General features: G+C 60.8%; 16 protein-coding genes. 1 reads left to right on the forward strand and 15 read right to left on the reverse strand.

The window, feature by feature from the left end:
* Nucleotides 1-121: 121 nt before the first annotated feature.
* Nucleotides 122-2,878 (forward strand): FtsX-like permease family protein, encoded by a 2,757-nt coding sequence (locus tag NQ018_RS02265; protein ID WP_257058050.1) that lies wholly within the window; start codon nucleotides 122-124, stop codon nucleotides 2,876-2,878.
* A gap of 245 nt (nucleotides 2,879-3,123) precedes the next feature.
* Here the strand turns inward: NQ018_RS02265 and pulA are convergent, their stop codons facing one another.
* The 15 genes from pulA to fusA all read right to left on the reverse strand — a co-directional run bounded on the left by pulA (nucleotide 3,124) and on the right by fusA (nucleotide 15,064).
* Nucleotides 3,124-4,992, reverse strand: coding sequence for a type I pullulanase (gene pulA / locus NQ018_RS02270; protein WP_257058055.1), 1,869 nt, complete (start codon nucleotides 4,990-4,992; stop codon nucleotides 3,124-3,126).
* Nucleotides 4,993-5,058: 66 nt separating this feature from the next.
* Nucleotides 5,059-5,355 carry a 30S ribosomal protein S17 gene (gene rpsQ, locus NQ018_RS02275; protein ID WP_257058058.1) on the reverse strand — a complete coding sequence of 99 codons (297 nt, stop codon included), beginning with the start codon at nucleotides 5,353-5,355 and terminating at the stop codon, nucleotides 5,059-5,061.
* Between the two features lie 2 nt (nucleotides 5,356-5,357).
* Nucleotides 5,358-5,588: a 50S ribosomal protein L29 gene (gene rpmC, locus NQ018_RS02280; protein WP_257037499.1), complete on the reverse strand. Its 231-nt coding sequence runs from the start codon at nucleotides 5,586-5,588 to the stop codon at nucleotides 5,358-5,360.
* Nucleotides 5,588-6,004: a 50S ribosomal protein L16 gene (rplP, locus tag NQ018_RS02285; RefSeq protein WP_257037498.1), complete on the reverse strand. Its 417-nt coding sequence runs from the start codon at nucleotides 6,002-6,004 to the stop codon at nucleotides 5,588-5,590. The genes rpmC and rplP overlap by 1 nt, the downstream gene beginning before the upstream one ends.
* 3 nt (nucleotides 6,005-6,007) lie before the next feature.
* Nucleotides 6,008-6,757 carry a 30S ribosomal protein S3 gene (gene rpsC / locus NQ018_RS02290; RefSeq protein ID WP_257037497.1) on the reverse strand — a complete coding sequence of 250 codons (750 nt, stop codon included), beginning with the start codon at nucleotides 6,755-6,757 and terminating at the stop codon, nucleotides 6,008-6,010.
* A complete protein-coding gene (gene rplV, locus NQ018_RS02295) occupies nucleotides 6,757-7,116 on the reverse strand; it encodes a 50S ribosomal protein L22 (RefSeq protein WP_257037496.1) in 360 nt (119 codons plus the stop codon). The genes rpsC and rplV overlap by 1 nt, the downstream gene beginning before the upstream one ends.
* Before the next feature lie 3 nt (nucleotides 7,117-7,119).
* A complete protein-coding gene (gene rpsS / locus NQ018_RS02300; RefSeq protein WP_144275457.1) occupies nucleotides 7,120-7,395 on the reverse strand; it encodes a 30S ribosomal protein S19 in 276 nt (91 codons plus the stop codon).
* A gap of 15 nt (nucleotides 7,396-7,410) precedes the next feature.
* Nucleotides 7,411-8,253 (reverse strand): 50S ribosomal protein L2, encoded by an 843-nt coding sequence (rplB, locus tag NQ018_RS02305; RefSeq protein WP_257058060.1) that lies wholly within the window; start codon nucleotides 8,251-8,253, stop codon nucleotides 7,411-7,413.
* Between the two features lie 21 nt (nucleotides 8,254-8,274).
* Nucleotides 8,275-8,577: a 50S ribosomal protein L23 gene (gene rplW, locus NQ018_RS02310; protein ID WP_257037494.1), complete on the reverse strand. Its 303-nt coding sequence runs from the start codon at nucleotides 8,575-8,577 to the stop codon at nucleotides 8,275-8,277.
* The gene (gene rplD / locus NQ018_RS02315; protein ID WP_257037493.1) at nucleotides 8,577-9,230 is read right to left on the reverse strand and encodes a 50S ribosomal protein L4; all 654 of its coding nucleotides are present in this window, start codon (nucleotides 9,228-9,230) and stop codon (nucleotides 8,577-8,579) included. The genes rplW and rplD overlap by 1 nt, the downstream gene beginning before the upstream one ends.
* Entirely contained in the window at nucleotides 9,227-9,883 is a 657-nt protein-coding gene (gene rplC / locus NQ018_RS02320; protein WP_257058063.1) for a 50S ribosomal protein L3, read from the reverse strand. Before rplC ends, rplD begins: the two co-directional genes overlap by 4 nt.
* A 32-nt stretch (nucleotides 9,884-9,915) precedes the next feature.
* Nucleotides 9,916-10,221, reverse strand: coding sequence for a 30S ribosomal protein S10 (gene rpsJ / locus NQ018_RS02325; RefSeq protein ID WP_257037491.1), 306 nt, complete (start codon nucleotides 10,219-10,221; stop codon nucleotides 9,916-9,918).
* A 452-nt stretch (nucleotides 10,222-10,673) separates the two neighbouring features.
* A complete protein-coding gene (locus tag NQ018_RS02330; protein ID WP_257058066.1) occupies nucleotides 10,674-11,339 on the reverse strand; it encodes a hypothetical protein in 666 nt (221 codons plus the stop codon).
* 63 nt (nucleotides 11,340-11,402) lie between these two features.
* Nucleotides 11,403-12,593, reverse strand: coding sequence for an elongation factor Tu (gene tuf, locus NQ018_RS02335; protein WP_257037489.1), 1,191 nt, complete (start codon nucleotides 12,591-12,593; stop codon nucleotides 11,403-11,405).
* Between the two features lie 344 nt (nucleotides 12,594-12,937).
* On the reverse strand, nucleotides 12,938-15,064 hold the full coding sequence (gene fusA, locus NQ018_RS02340) for an elongation factor G (RefSeq protein ID WP_257058075.1): 2,127 nt from the start codon (nucleotides 15,062-15,064) through the stop codon (nucleotides 12,938-12,940).
* Between the last annotated feature and the right edge of the window lie 75 nt (nucleotides 15,065-15,139).

Consider the following 15,139-nt stretch of genomic DNA (forward strand, 5'->3'; position numbering starts at 1 on the left):
ACGCCCCCGCAAGCTCCCATACGGGAACCCCTGCGGCACTTCCTGCAAGCACCATTGCCCTAGGTGCAACAGCGTGATTGGAATTGGGAACGGGGACGGTTCGGGACAAGGAGCTGACGGTTTGGACGCGGGAACAGGCGCGGGCAACAGCACTGCCCTACGCACGCGCCCACGCAGCGGAGGCAACACTGTGCGCGCGATCCCCGCGTTGCTGCGCATCGCAGGGAAAAACATTCACTCCCATAAGGCGCGTTTCCTGCTTTCTCTGCTCGCCGTGGCAATCGGCGCGGCCTTCCTCGCGGGAACCGTGGTGCTTACCTCAAGCATCCAGTCCACGCTCAACACGCTGGTGTCAAACGAGTACCAAAACACAGACAGCATTGTGCGCCAGCAACGCGGGATTATCGGCACCTCTGCGGAGCAGCGCCTGGAGGCAACCGAGCAGCTTGAGTCCAGCAACCTTGGGCTTTCCGTCCTGCTCACCTCAGATCAGCGCATCCCCATCAGCCTGTTGGAACCCATCCGCCAAAACCCAGAGGTAGCGGCAATCAATATTGATACTGCCTACTCCATGACGGTCACCGACGCCCAGGGCACCAATCCCTTCCAATTCCGCCCACCCACGCTGAGTACCTTTTATGGCACAGAAGAGATCGTGGGCAACAAGTACCAGGTGATCGAGGGCCGCGCCCCCGAGCAGCACGCCCCGGAGGCTGTCATCAGTGACACCATGGCCAAAGAGGGCAACCTGTCCGTGGGAAACACCATTCACGTCACCCACCCCTACTTTTCCGCTGACCTCCTGATCACCGGGATCTTCCAGGACGTGCAAACCCAATCCACGCTCCTCGGTGGGACTCGTGAAGTGCTCGCCCCAACAGAAACCTCCCAGATCAGGGTTTCTGAGGGCACCTTCATTCACACCTTCACCGACGGCCAGTTTGTGGGGTCCATGAAGCTCAACGGACGTACCATGCACGGCGCTGAACTGGCGAGCTACCTGCGCACCACCTTCCCCGAGGCCCAGTTCCTCGACGCACCCACGCTTGCGGCCCAACTGGAAGGGACGATCAGCACCACGATCACCTTCCTGCGGATGTTGCTCACCGCATTCGCCCTCATTGCCCTGGTGATCTGCGCTTTCGTGATCTCCAATACCTTCGGCGTGGTTGCGGCGCAACGCATCGAGGAGTTCTCCCTCCTGCGCTCCATCGGCGTGCAGCGTAAGCAGTTGCTCTCACTAGTACTCCTGGAGGCCTCCGCGCTGGGCTTGCTGGGCTCCGCGCTCGGCACCGCTGTGGGCATCGCTTCCGGCTGGGCCGGGGTGAAATGGATTGGCACCACCGCGGTTTCCCCAGCCCCTCCGGCGTTTTCTGTGCCGGTGGAGGCAATCTCCCTGCCCGTGGTCGTGGGTGCGTGCGTCACCGTGCTCGCGGCGCTGCGTGCGGGCCTGCGTGCGTCGAAAGTGCGCCCCCTTGAAGCCCTGCGCCAATCCGAGCAGCTCACCTCCCGCCCCACGCACCTGCGCACAATCCTGGGCCTGGCGCTGCTCGCCGTGTCCGGAGTGTTGATTGTGTTTCCGCTGCCGCACACCTACGCCCTGGTCACCGGTGGCGCCGCGGCGGTATTGTGCATCCTGAGCGTGTTCCTCATCACCCCGGCGGTGCTGGTGCTGATCGGTACCCTGCTCGCGCCACCAAAAACCACAGCCTCGCACCGCAAAAAACGCGCTTCTTCGGGCAGGACACTGCGGCAGATGGCGGCGCAGTCCATAATCCGCACCCCGCGGCGCAGCGCAGCAACCTCCTTCGCATTTGCGCTCGGCGTGAGCTTGGTGATTGCGTCGCAGGTGCTCAGCACAGCCGCGAACAGGCTGATGACGGACGAGGTCCGCCAGGAAATCACCGCCGCCGTGAGCATCCAAAGCTCCGCCGACGGCTCATTTGAAGTACCCGCTGAATCCATTGAGGCATTGGGAACCTCCCCCGAGGTTGCCCAGATGCTCACCATGAGCGTTGCCCCAGTTCAGGTAGCACAGAAGACGCAGGGGACGCTGCCGGTAACCACCGTCATGAACCAAGACCCCGCAAACTTCATAGCCCTTGAGGGGGTTTCGGGCTCCACCGACCTCTCCCAACCCAACACTTTTATTGCCGACGCCGCCACCGCCGCGGCAAACGGCTGGAGCATCGGCGCTCAAGTCCCGCTGCTCGGCGCGCTGGGCGACCAATACCACAACCTCACCCTCATCGGCATCTACAGCTCCTCCAACACCATGGGCAGCCTGGTCATTTCCACCTCGAGCCTGGAGGACCTCCCATACGGGCCCACCCGCAACCTCACCTCCTACTTCCTCAACCCCATCCCGGACGTCCCCGCCGCACAACTCCTCGCCACCGCGCGCGCCGAACTCAGCGAGTACCCACTGCTGCGCGTGGGCTTGGGCCAGGACTTCACCTCTAGCCAGGCACAACTGTTCAACCAGGTGCTCTTGCTAGTGAATGTGCTGGTTGCGCTGGCGCTGGTGGTAGCGGTGCTTGGTGTGGCAAACACGCTGGTACTCAGCGTCCTGGTGCGCCGCCACGAGTACGCCCTGTTGCGCGCCATCGGGCTGCTGAGCACGCAAATCCGCGCACTCATCCAGCGCGAAGCACTGTTCCTCGCCGCTATCGGCGCCGCCGCAGGCATCACCTTGGGGCTGGTAATTTCCGGCATCGTCCTAAGCAGACTCGCACCAGACACCGTGCGCGCCACCCTGGACACCGCCCTGCTTTGCAAGGTGGCGGCAGTCGGCGCGGGCGCGGTACTCATCGGCTGGATCACAGCGCTCACCCCGGCACGAGTCGCCGCGCGCACCTCTCCCCTAGAAGCAATCTAGATCCGACTAGATTCGGGCGCTTTTCGACGCGCACCGGAGCCCAGTACGGCACGGTACACGAGCGGGCTCGCGGCTGGAGGTCGCCAGGAAGCAGGAGTGCACTTGAGGTTCAGTTCACCGGTGCCGGATTGTCACCACACGCGCATAGTCTCCTGCCCAGACAACTGGCCCGAAGGCGGCAGCAACATCCCACGCCCCGCAGTCGCCATGGTCTGGCGTACCGACGGCGGCGAGATCGGCATGGCCTATAATTCCCCGCGCTCACCGCGCCGCTGCAGCACCAACGCGCTCAGCGGCGCGACGGGCTGGTGGTCCCAGGGGCGGGCTGGTGTGAACACGCGCTCGTCAGCCACATGCACCACCCACCCCTCATGAGCAGGGGTATGACGTCCGATGTCCCACGCGGTGTCGTCGGCATTGATTGCGACCAGGGCGTCTTCACCGTCGAAGGCTCCCGCCACGCGATAGCAAAGGTGCAACCCTTCTGCTTCCACGAGGGATGTTGTGGCGGCGATCGTGGCGTAATCGCTCTCCGTCACCCACCCCCAACGCCGGCGGAATGCCACCAACTCCCGGAAGAACTCGAGTTGTTGAGGGAACGTGAGGGCGCGGTTGTAGTCGAAGGCATTGATGGAATCTGGCGCGTTGTAGGAGTTTTCCACTCCTTGCTTCGTGCGCAGCAGCTCTTGGCCCGCGTGGACAAAGGCGATGCCTCGGGAAAGCATTTGGATGCTGGTGGCGAGTGTATGCCGCCGCGCAATTTCCCCTTCATGAGCATGTTCCAGTCCCGCGGTGCCGCGGAGTTTGTCGAACATCGTGAAGTTATCGTGTGCCTCGTTGTAGACCACGCATTGCGCGGCGCTCAGGTAGTTGCGGCCCTCGGGGGCACCGTTCATGGCGTCGAAGAGTAGCTTCGCTGCGGGCTTTTTGTCCATGAGGGAGGAGTCGGGGGCGTAGGAGGGATTCCCGCTGACAAACCCCGGCCCGGCGAGGTTGAAGTTGGAGCCTTTCACCACGTCACGGAACGTATCTTGGAACATGCCAATCCTGGGCATGAGGTGGCCTGCGTCTTGGTCGGCGGGGATGGCGCCGGGCTCGTGGTTGCCCATGGTCCAGCCTTCCCCGATGATGAGGATGCCGGGGTCGATCTCATCGAGGGCTTCGCGCACGGCGTTCATGGTGGCCACGTCGTGGATGCCCATGAGGTCAAAGCGGAAGCCGTCGAGGCCGAAGGTTTCGGCCCAATACACCACTGAGTCAACGATGAAGCGGCGCATCATGGGGTGTTCGGAGGCAGTTTCGTTGCCGCAGGCGGTGGCGTCGTGGAAGGAGCCGTCGGTGCGCATGCGGAAGAACGTTCCGGGCTCCACCAGTTCGAGTGGGTTGGTGCCGGCGTCGTAGACGTGGTTGTAGACCACATCCATGATCACCCGCAGGCCGCGCGCGTGGCAGGCGTCCACGAGGGCGCGGAACTCGCGCAGCCGGGCAAAGGGGTCGTGTGGATCGGTGGCGTAGGAGCCTTCGGGGACGTTGTAGAGCACGGGGTCGTAGCCCCAGTTGTATTGGGCGCCGAAGCTGAGGTCACCGGTTTCATCCACCGAGCCGAAGTCGAACACCGGCAGCAGTTGCAGGTGCGTGACCCCAAGCGAGGCGATGTAATCCAGGCCCGTTGGCATGCCCTCGCTGCTGCGGGTGCCAGCCTCCGCGAGCCCAAGGAACTTGCCTTTCGCCCTAATGCCGTTGTCTGGGGAGATGGTGAGGTCGCGAACGTGCGCCTCATAGATCACAGCCTCGCCGGGATCAGGGAAGCTGGGCAGGCGGCTGGCAGGTCCGAGGAGCTTTCCGACGTCCACCACCACCGCATGCTCACCGTTCGCCGTAGCCGCGCGAGCGTGGGGGTCGGCGGTGCGGCGGCCGTCGATAGTGAAGCTATACCTTTCCCCCTCATGAACACCGGGGATGTGCACGTACCACTGCCCCTGGGCGCCTTTGGTGAGGGGAACCGTGCGGGATTCTAAGTTGACGGCAACCTCATGAGCACTTGGTGCCCATAGGGTGAATTCGGTGCCGGTGGCTGTGACCTGCGCGCCGAGGGGGCCTGTGTAGTGTGTCATGGTGTTCTCCGGTGTGTGTTGGGCGCAAAAAAGCCCCGCCGAGGCGGGGCTTGGTGCGCCAAGGGTTTAGCGTGCCTTCTCGATGATTTCTACGAGACGGAAGTGCTTGTCCTTGGAAAGTGGGCGGGTCTCCTCGATGCGCACGAGGTCACCGATGCCGGCGATCTCGTTCTCATCGTGGGCCTTCACCTTGGAGTTGCTACGGATGGTCTTGCCGTAGAGGCCGTGCTGCTTACGGTCCTCGAGCTCAACCACGATGGTCTTCTGCATCTTGTCAGAAACCACGTAGCCGGTGCGTACCTTGCGGGCGCCCTTTGCCTTCTTTTCAGAGGTGTTCACGTTGTTCACAGTTGCCTCACTCATGTTTAAGCCTCAGCTTCCGGAACGACGGACAGGCCCAGCTCGCGCTCGCGAATAACGGTGTAAATGCGGGCGATGTCGCGCTTGACGGTGCGCAGGCGACGATTGTTGGTCAGCTGACCGGTTGCTGCCTGGAAGCGCAGGTTGAACAGCTCTTCCTTGTTCTCAGCCAGCTTGGTCTTCAGCTCCTCGGCGTTCAGCTCGCGAAGCTCGTGTGCGGGGGTACCGTTAGCCATTAGAACTGGTCCTCCTTCTTAACGATACGAACCTTGCAAGGGAGCTTCTGGCCTGCACGGCGCAGAGCCTCGAGTGCCATTTCCTCGTTTGGGTAGGACATTTCGAAGAGGATGCGGCCAGGCTTCACGTTGGCCACCCACTTCTCCACTGGGCCCTTACCGGAACCCATACGCACACCGAGTGGCTTCTGGGTCAGAGGGCGGTCTGGGAAGATGTTGATCCAGACCTTACCACCACGCTTGACGTGGCGGTTGATGGCAATACGAGCAGACTCGATCTGACGGTTGGTGATGTAGGCGGGCTCGAGAGCCTGGATGCCGTAGTCACCGAAGTTGATGCGGTTACCGCCCTTGGAAACACCGCTGCGGTGTGGACGGTGCTGGCGGCGGTACTTGACGCGCTTTGGGATAAGCATGGATTAACCCTCCTGCTTCTTCTCAGCGCGCTGACGACGCTGGCCACCACGACGCGGACGTGCTGCGTTGCGGTCGCCGCGGCCGCGGCGCTCTGCTGGTGCGTTGAGATCGCTTTCGCGACGGCCACCAACGACGTCACCCTTGTAGATCCACACCTTTACGCCAATGCGGCCGAAGGTGGTGTGAGCCTCGTAGGTGCCGTAGTCGATCTCGGCGCGAAGCGTGTGCAGTGGAACGCGACCCTCGTGGTAGCGCTCGGTGCGGGACATTTCTGCGCCGCCCAGACGGCCGGAGCAAGCAACCTTGATGCCCTTGACCTGTGGCTGGCGCATTGCGGACTGGATAGCCTTACGCATTGCGCGGCGGAATGCCACACGGTTGGTGAGCTGCTCAGCGATGGACTGTGCCACCAACTGAGCGTTTGCATCAATGTTCTTGACCTCTTGAATGTTGAGGGCAACCTGCTTGCCGGTGAGCTTCTCCAGCTCCTTGCGGAGACGCTCAGCCTCGGAGCCGCGGCGGCCAATCACGATGCCCGGACGGGCGGTGTGAATGTCCACGCGGACGCGGTCGCGGGTGCGCTCGATCACGATGTCGGCGATGCCGGCGCGATCCAGGGTCTTGGTGAGGAACTCGCGGATCTTGATGTCCTCGGCGAGGTACTCAGCGTAGTTCTTCTCGGCGAACCAGTGGGACTTCCAGTCGGAAGTAATGCCCAGTCGGAGGCCGTGAGGATGGATTTTCTGGCCCACTACTTGGCCCCTTCCTTCTGGCTAACAACCACGGTGATGTGGCTGGTGCGCTTACGGATCTGGTATGCACGACCCTGTGCGCGCGGGCGGATACGTCGCATGGTTGGTCCCTCATCAGCAAATGCCTCAGAGATAACCAGGCTGCGGCGGTCCAGGCCGAAGTTGTTCTCGGCGTTGGCCGCTGCGGAAGCAACAACCTTGGCAACTGGCTCAGAAGCAGCCTGTGGGGCGTACTTCAGGATTGCCAGTGCCTCTTCCACGGACTTACCGCGAACGAGGTCTACTACGCGACGTGCCTTCATAGGGGAAACGCGGACAAAGCGGGCCTGTGCGCGTGCGGAGGTGATGGTCTCACTCATCGCTTATCGACGTCCCTTCTTGTCCTGGATGTGACCCTTGAAGGTCTTGGTTGGTGCGAATTCGCCCAGCTTGTGGCCGACCATGGAGTCGTCCACGAACACTGGCACATGCTTGCGGCCGTCGTGAACGGCGAAGGTGTGGCCAATGAAATCTGGGAGAATGGTGGAACGGCGGGACCAGGTCTTGATGACCTGCTTGGTGCCCTTTTCGTTCTGAGCATCGACCTTTGCGAGGAGGTGCTCATCGACGAACGGGCCCTTCTTCAGGCTGCGTGGCATCTAACTATCCTCCTCTTAGCGCTTCTTGCTCTTGTTCGTGCGGCGACGCTGCACGATCATGTTGTTGCTGTAACGGTTGGGGTTACGGGTACGGCCTTCCTTCTTGCCCCATGGGGACACAGGGTGACGACCACCGGAGGTCTTACCCTCACCACCGCCGTGTGGGTGATCAACTGGGTTCATCACAACACCACGGACGGTTGGGCGGACGCCCTTCCAGCGCATACGGCCAGCCTTGCCCCAACGGATGTTGATCTGGTCAGCGTTGCCGACCTCACCAACGGTTGCGCGGCAGCGGATGTCCACACGGCGGATTTCGGAGGAAGGCATACGCAGCACTGCGTACTTGCCTGCCTTACCGAGGAGCTGGATGGAAGCACCAGCGGAGCGGGCGAGCTTTGCGCCTGCGCCTGGCTTGAGCTCCACGTTGTGGATCACGGTACCGGCTGGGATGTTGCGCAGTGGCAGGTTGTTGCCCACCTTGATGTCGGCGTTGGCGCCGGCTTCAAGGATCTGGCCCTGCTGCAGGCCCTTCGGTGCAATGATGTAGCGCTTCTCACCATCGCGGTAGTGAAGCAGCGCGATGTTTGCGGTGCGGTTTGGGTCGTACTCGATGTGTGCGACCTTCGCTGGGATGCCGTCTTTGTCGGTGCGGCGGAAGTCAATCACACGGTACTGGCGCTTGTGGCCGCCACCCTTGTGGCGCACGGTGATGTGGCCGTGTACGTTGCGGCCGCCCTTCTTTGGAAGGGGGCGAACCAGAGACTTTTCTGGGGTCGAGCGAGTGATCTCCTCGAACATAGAAACGGAGCTCTGGCGGCGACCCGGGGTTGTCGGCTTGTACTTACGAATAGCCATAGTTTGTCCTTACCTCGACCCTTACGCGGCGGAGCCGCCGAAGAGGTCGATAGTGTCGCTGCCCTTAAGCGTCACGTAGGCGCGCTTGGTTGCCTTGCGGCGCCCGAAACCGGTGCGGGAGCGCTTGCGCTTGCCCTCGCGGTTCAGGGTGTTCACGGAGGCGACCTTCACGCCGAAGATCTGCTCGATAGCAATCTTGATCTCGGTCTTGTTTGCGGATGGAGCTACGTAGAACGCGTAGGTGTTCTCCTCCATCAGGCTGTACGACTTCTCAGAGAGCACAGGGGCGAAAATGATGTCGCGTGGGTCTGCGATCTTAGCCATTAGTTCTCCTCCTTAGCCGCACCGGTGGCGCGGTCGATGAAGGCGTTGAGAGCGTCTACAGAGAACACAACGTCGTCAGAGTGCAGCACGTCGTAGGTGTTCAGCTGGTCTGCGAACAGGATGTTCACGCCTGGCAGGTTGCGGGCGCTCAAACGGGAGGTTGCGTCCTCGCGGCCAACCACGAACAGGACGTTGCGGCGGTCGGTGAGGCGCTCGATGAACGCGCGAGCGGACTTGGTGGAAGGAGTCTGACCAGGAACCAGCTCTTCAACAACGTGGATGCGATCGTGGCGTGCACGATCAGACAGTGCGCCGTAGAGAGCAGCCTTGATCATCTTCTTCGGGGTGCGCTGGGAGTAATCGCGTGGCTTCGGGCCGTGCGAGATACCACCACCGGTGAAGTGAGGAGCGCGGATCGAGCCCTGACGAGCGCGGCCGGTGCCCTTCTGGCGGAATGGCTTACGGCCACCGCCGCGAACCTCACCGCGGGTCTTGGTGGAGTGGGTACCCTGACGACGTGCAGCGAGCTGCGCGTTGACAACCTGGTGGAGGAGTGCCACAGATACTTCGCGGTCGAAGATCTCTGCAGGCAGCTCGACCGAACCATTGGTCTTACCCTCAGCGGTGTGGACGTCCAACTTCAGATTGGTCATGCGTGTGCACCGCCCTTCACTGCGGTCTTAACGGTCACGATGCCACCGCGGTTGCCCGGGATTGCACCCTTGATCAGGATGAGGTTGGCATCGGCGTCAATCTTTTGAACCTTGAGGTTCTGGGTGGTGACGCGGTCGGAACCCATGCGGCCAGCCATACGCTTGCCCTTGAAGATACGGCCTGGGGTAGCGCAGGCACCGATGCCACCAACGCGGCGGTGTGCTGCCTGGTTACCGTGGGACGCACCCTGGCCTGCGAAGCCGTGGCGCTTCATGGCGCCGGCGTAGCCCTTACCCTTGGTGGTGCCGGTGACGTCAACGAAGGTGATGCCTTCGAAGATGTCAACGGTCACGTCCTGACCAACCTCGTATGCGGAGACGTCGTTCATACGAATCTCTGCCACGTGGCGGCGGGGGGTAACGCCAGCCTTCTTGAAGTGGCCGGCTGCTGGCTTGTTTGCCTTGCGAGGGTCGATTTCGCCGTAGGCGATTTGGATGGCGTTGTAGCCATCGGTTTCTTCGGTGCGAATCTGGGTCACAACGCATGGACCAGCTTCAACGACGGTCACCGGGATTACGCGGTTGTCCTCGTCGAAGATCTGCGTCATGCCGAGCTTGGTGCCCAGAATGCCCTTGATCTCAGTTTCACTCATTAGTTATTCTCCGCTGCCAAAAATTTCGTCGATCACTGAATGTTCACGTCGACGCTGGCCGGAAGGTCGATGCGCATAAGGGCGTCAACCGTCTTCGGCGTCGGGTCGAGGATGTCGATCAGGCGCTTGTGAGTGCGCATCTCGAAGTGCTCGCGAGAATCCTTGTACTTATGGGGAGAACGAATAACGGCGTACACGTTCTTTTCGGTGGGCAGTGGCACTGGGCCGACAACGCGTGCACCCGTGCGGGTGACGGTCTCCACGATCTTACGAGCGGACTCGTCGATTGCGGAGTGGTCGTAGGCCTTCAGCCGAATGCGGATCTTTTGTCCCGCCACGCTTATCCTCTTCCTCGCTAGTCCCACATCCCAAGGTTGGGAGAGGTGGGAATCGCTTCTCTTAATCTCTATAACGTTGTCCGGACCTTCAGGACCTTGGCACAACGCCAGTTCTTACTTGACTATCTGCTGGGGCTCCAAGGCGCGGAAATAAACACGCGCCAACTGGGGTACAAGGTCCCTTGTGCTACCCAGGAGTCAAGCCGGAAGGGATCTCATCTCGCGATAAGCGTGGCCCTTACGTACTGCCGCTGTTTATTTGCCATGCCCCTTCACTCCGGCCCTTCAAGCTCAAACGTGCGCTGCACTTTTGAAGTCTTGGAGGATCCTTAACTGTTGCTTCCTGGCCTCCCAGAAAGCCACCGTGAAGGTGTCACGATTGCCAAGCCACAGCAAAGCCATGTCAAGGCAACTTGAATAGTTAATCATGCAGGCAGGGCTCGGCGCAACCCCTAGCGCGAAGTTTTTCTTAACGACGCCCCCAAGGCCCCACGCCGCGATGTCTCCTGGGGAGTCAAGGGCACATCCACCAAGAGCTCTGTGGCTACCCGCAACTCCCCCAGTTCGCTACGCAAGATCCCGTCCTGCAATTCGCCGGTTCGTCCCTGCCAGGTTCGCGTATCTCGGCGTTGCGGTAGCCAAAGTGTGGTCTGCCCGTCCGGGGTACGGCAGCCCAAGCCCAGGCCATCTGCGAATATCAGCACTTGGTATCTGCGCTCCCCCATCGCCGTGATTCGCCGTACCACCCCGAATTTGTGTTCAGCGCCGGCGGCGTCGGCAATGCGCAGCGGCAACCCCACCTCCGCTCTCATGAGGGAGCTGTATTCCCAGGCGGTAGGGGCCTCGCCGCGGACGATGACGTGAGTTGTGGTGATGAGGAATTCGCGGTCAGGACTTTCGCAAAGGATTGCATAACCGTCAGGGGTGCCGGTGAGCCGCCCAGGGAATTCTTGGGCGAGGGCGGTGCAGATTGAGATGGTCTCGTCGATACTGCTTTGCCATGTGAGGCCGCGGGCCTCCAACATGCTCATGAGGGAGAGGAGGGGTTGGTCGGTGTTGCCGAGCCAGGCTGCTTCGAGGGCGCGGATGGCTTGGGGGATTTTGCTGGGGTCGTTCATTTGGGCTCCGGTACGGCAAAAGCCGCCCCTTATGAAAGGGACGGCTTTCGGTGATTCCTGGTATTACTTCAGGATCTTGGTCACACGACCAGCGCCAACGGTGCGGGAGCCCTCGCGGATAGCGAAGCGCAGGCCCTCGTCCATTGCCACAGGCTGGATCAGGGTGACGGTCATGTCGACGTTGTCGCCAGGCATAACCATCTCGGTGCCCTCAGGGAGCTTCACAACACCGGTAACGTCGGTGGTGCGGAAGTAGAACTGTGGGCGGTAGTTGTCGAAGAATGGGGTGTGGCGGCCGCCCTCGTCCTTGGACAAAACGTAGACGGAGCCCTCGAACTCGGTGTGAGGGGTGTAAGCGCCTGGCTTCACAACAACCTGACCGCGCTCAACGTCCTCGCGCTTGATGCCGCGGAGGAGCAGACCACAGTTGTCGCCAGCCTCGGTGTAGTCAAGGAGCTTGCGGAACATCTCGATACCGGTAACGGTGGTCTGGATGGCCTTTTCCTTGATGCCGATGATCTCAACATCCTCGTTCACGTTGAGCTGACCGCGCTCCACACGACCGGTAACCACGGTGCCGCGGCCGGTGATGGTGAAGATGTCCTCGATTGGCATGAGGAATGGCTTGTCGGTCTCGCGAACTGGGTCAGGGATGGAGTCATCACATGCCTGCATGAGCTCGAGGATGGACTTGGTCCACTCCGCGTCACCCTCCAGAGCCTTCAGAGCGGAGATGTGGATGATTGGAGCCTCTTCGTCGTACTCCTGCTCAGCGAGCAGCTCACGGATCTCCATCTCAACGAGCTCGATGATTTCCTCATCATCAACCATGTCGCACTTGTTCAGAGCAACGAGGATGTAAGGAACGCCCACCTGGCGAGCGAGCAGCACGTGCTCACGGGTCTGAGGCATTGGGCCGTCGGTTGCAGCAACCACGAGGATTGCGCCGTCCATCTGAGCAGCACCGGTGATCATGTTCTTGATGTAGTCGGCGTGACCAGGGGCGTCAACGTGTGCGTAGTGGCGCTTCTCGGTCTGGTACTCCACGTGGGAGATGTTGATCGTGATGCCACGCTCCTTCTCTTCCGGTGCCTTGTCGATGGCATCGAAAGCGAAAGCCTGGTTCAGATCTGGGTAAGCATCGGCCAGCACCTTGGTGATAGCTGCGGTGGTGGTGGTCTTGCCGTGGTCGACGTGACCGATGGTGCCGATGTTAACGTGCGGCTTAGTACGCTCGAACTTAGCCTTTGCCACTGTGTGTCCTCCTGGACTTCGTGGTGGCTACGAGTTTCGCAGCCACGTGTTTGACAAGCGCTCCACATTCTCGCTGCTAATTCGGCAGCATGGCAGCGGAGCATATTACAAATGTGCCAGTTACATGATCCTAGGGTCACACGGCGTATTTTTCAAGCCGAGTTACGCAACCTGTTTAGGATCGGCCTTATGGTAACGGCCGGCTCAACATCCACATGTGTGGGTGTTCAGCGAGCCGCTACCACACGGCAGGGCTGCGGTGAGTGCGCTGTACCTCCTTAGGGTCTGGCGCCCTTGAAGGTCACAGCTGCAAGGCACTCACCGTCGCCAAAGCTTTGGGCAGCTTAGGCGGTGCCGTTGCGCTCTGCGATGATCTCTGCAGCCACGTTGGTTGGGACCTCTGCGTAGGAGTCAAAGACCATGGAGAAGTTTGCGCGGCCTGCAGTGGAGGAACGCAGGTCACCGATGTAGCCGAACATCTCGGACAGTGGCACGCGTGCGCGCACAACCTTTGCACCGGAGCGGTCTTCCATTGCGTACACCTGGCCACGGCGGGAGGAGATGTCACCGTTGACGGTACCCATGTACTCCTCTGGGGTGACAACCTCAACGGCCATCACTGGCTCGAGCAGCACTGGCTTTGCCTTAGCAACGGCCTCCTTGAGGGCCTGGGAGCCTGCGAGCTTGAAGGCCATTTCGGAGGAGTCAACCTCGTGGTATGCGCCATCGAGCAGGGTTGCTTTGATGTTCACCAGTGGGAAGCCTGCGAGGTAGCCGTACTGCATTGCATCCTGGATACCGGCGTCCACGGATGGGATGTATTCCTTAGGAACACGACCACCGGTGACGGCGTTTTCGAATGCGTAGGTTGCGGACTGGCCCTCTTCGAGCTCTTCTGCAGCAGGTGCGTAAGGCTCGATGGCGATGATGACCTTTGCGAACTGGCCGGAACCACCGGTCTGCTTCTTGTGGGTGTACTCGAGCTTCTCCACAGCCTTGCGGATGGTCTCACGGTACGCAACCTGTGGGTTACCCACGTTTGCCTCGACCTTGAACTCGCGCTTCATGCGGTCCACCAGCACGTCGAGGTGGAGCTCGCCCATGCCGCCAATCACGGTCTGGCCGGACTCTTCATCCAGCTCAACGGTGAAGGTTGGGTCCTCTTCAGCGAGCTTCTGGATAGCAACACCCAACTTCTCCTGGTCGGACTTGGTCTTTGGCTCAATGGAAACCTTGATCACTGGGTCCGGGAAGTCCATGGACTCGAGGATGATCTGGTTGTTTGGATCACAGAGGGTGTCACCGGTGGTGGTGTCCTTCAGACCAATGAATGCGTAGATGTTACCTGCGCGTGCCTCGTCAACAGGGTTTTCCTTGTTGGCGTGCATCTGGAAGAGCTTACCGACGCGCTCCTTCTTGCCCTTGGTGGAGTTTGCCACCTGAGCGCCTGGCTCAACGATGCCGGAGTAGACGCGGACGAAGGTCAGCTTACCGAAGAATGGGTGCACAGCGATCTTGAACGCAAGAGCTGCGAAAGGCTCGTCCACGGATGGCTTACGCACAACGTCAACGGACTCGTCGCCCACAGCGTGGCCGTGAACCTCGCCGATGTCCAGTGGGTTTGGCAGGTAGTCGATCACGGCGTCGAGCAGTGGCTGCACACCCTTGTTGCGGTATGCGGTACCACAGAGCACTGGGTACACCTCGGAGTTCACGGTGAGCTTGCGGATAGCGCCCTTGATCTCCTCGATGGAGAGTTCCTCGCCACCGAAGTACTTCTCCATGAGCTCTTCGTCGGACTCAGCAACGGTCTCGAGCAGCTTCTCGCGGTACTCTTCTGCCTTGTCCTGGAGGTCGGCTGGGATCTCCTCGATGGTTGGCTCAGCACCGGTTTCAACCTTGCCGCGCCAGGTGATGGCCTTCATCTCGACGAGGTCAACAACGCCGTCAAAGTCGTCCTCAGCGCCGATTGGGAGCTGCAGAACCAGCGGCTTTGCGCCGAGGCGGTCGATGATGGTTTGAACGGTGAAGTAGAAGTCTGCACCGAGCTTGTCCATCTTGTTCACAAAGCAGATACGTGGCACGTCGTACTTTGCAGCCTGACGCCACACCTGCTCGGACTGTGGCTCCACGCCTTCCTTGCCGTCGAACACGGCAACAGCACCGTCGAGCACGCGCAGGGAGCGCTCCACCTCAACGGTGAAGTCCACGTGGCCTGGGGTGTCGATGATGTTGATCTGGTTGTTCTTCCAGAAACAGGTCACGGCAGCGGAGGTAATGGTGATACCGCGCTCCTTCTCCTGCTCCATCCAGTCGGTGGTGGATGCACCGTCGTGGGTCTCGCCGACCTTACGGTTGATACCGGTGTAGAAGAGGATGCGCTCGGTGGTGGTGGTCTTACCGGCATCAATGTGGGCCATGATGCCGATGTTGCGGACCTTGTTGAGGTCCTTAAGCACTTCTTGTGCCACGGTTTTCCCTAACTTTTCTTGACGAGCGAGCCGCACGAATGCGCCTCGTTGTGGATTTGTGTCGCGTTCTATAGT

Source organism: Corynebacterium kozikiae, assembly GCF_024580965.1.
Classification (GTDB): Bacteria; Actinomycetota; Actinomycetes; order Mycobacteriales; family Mycobacteriaceae; genus Corynebacterium; species Corynebacterium kozikiae.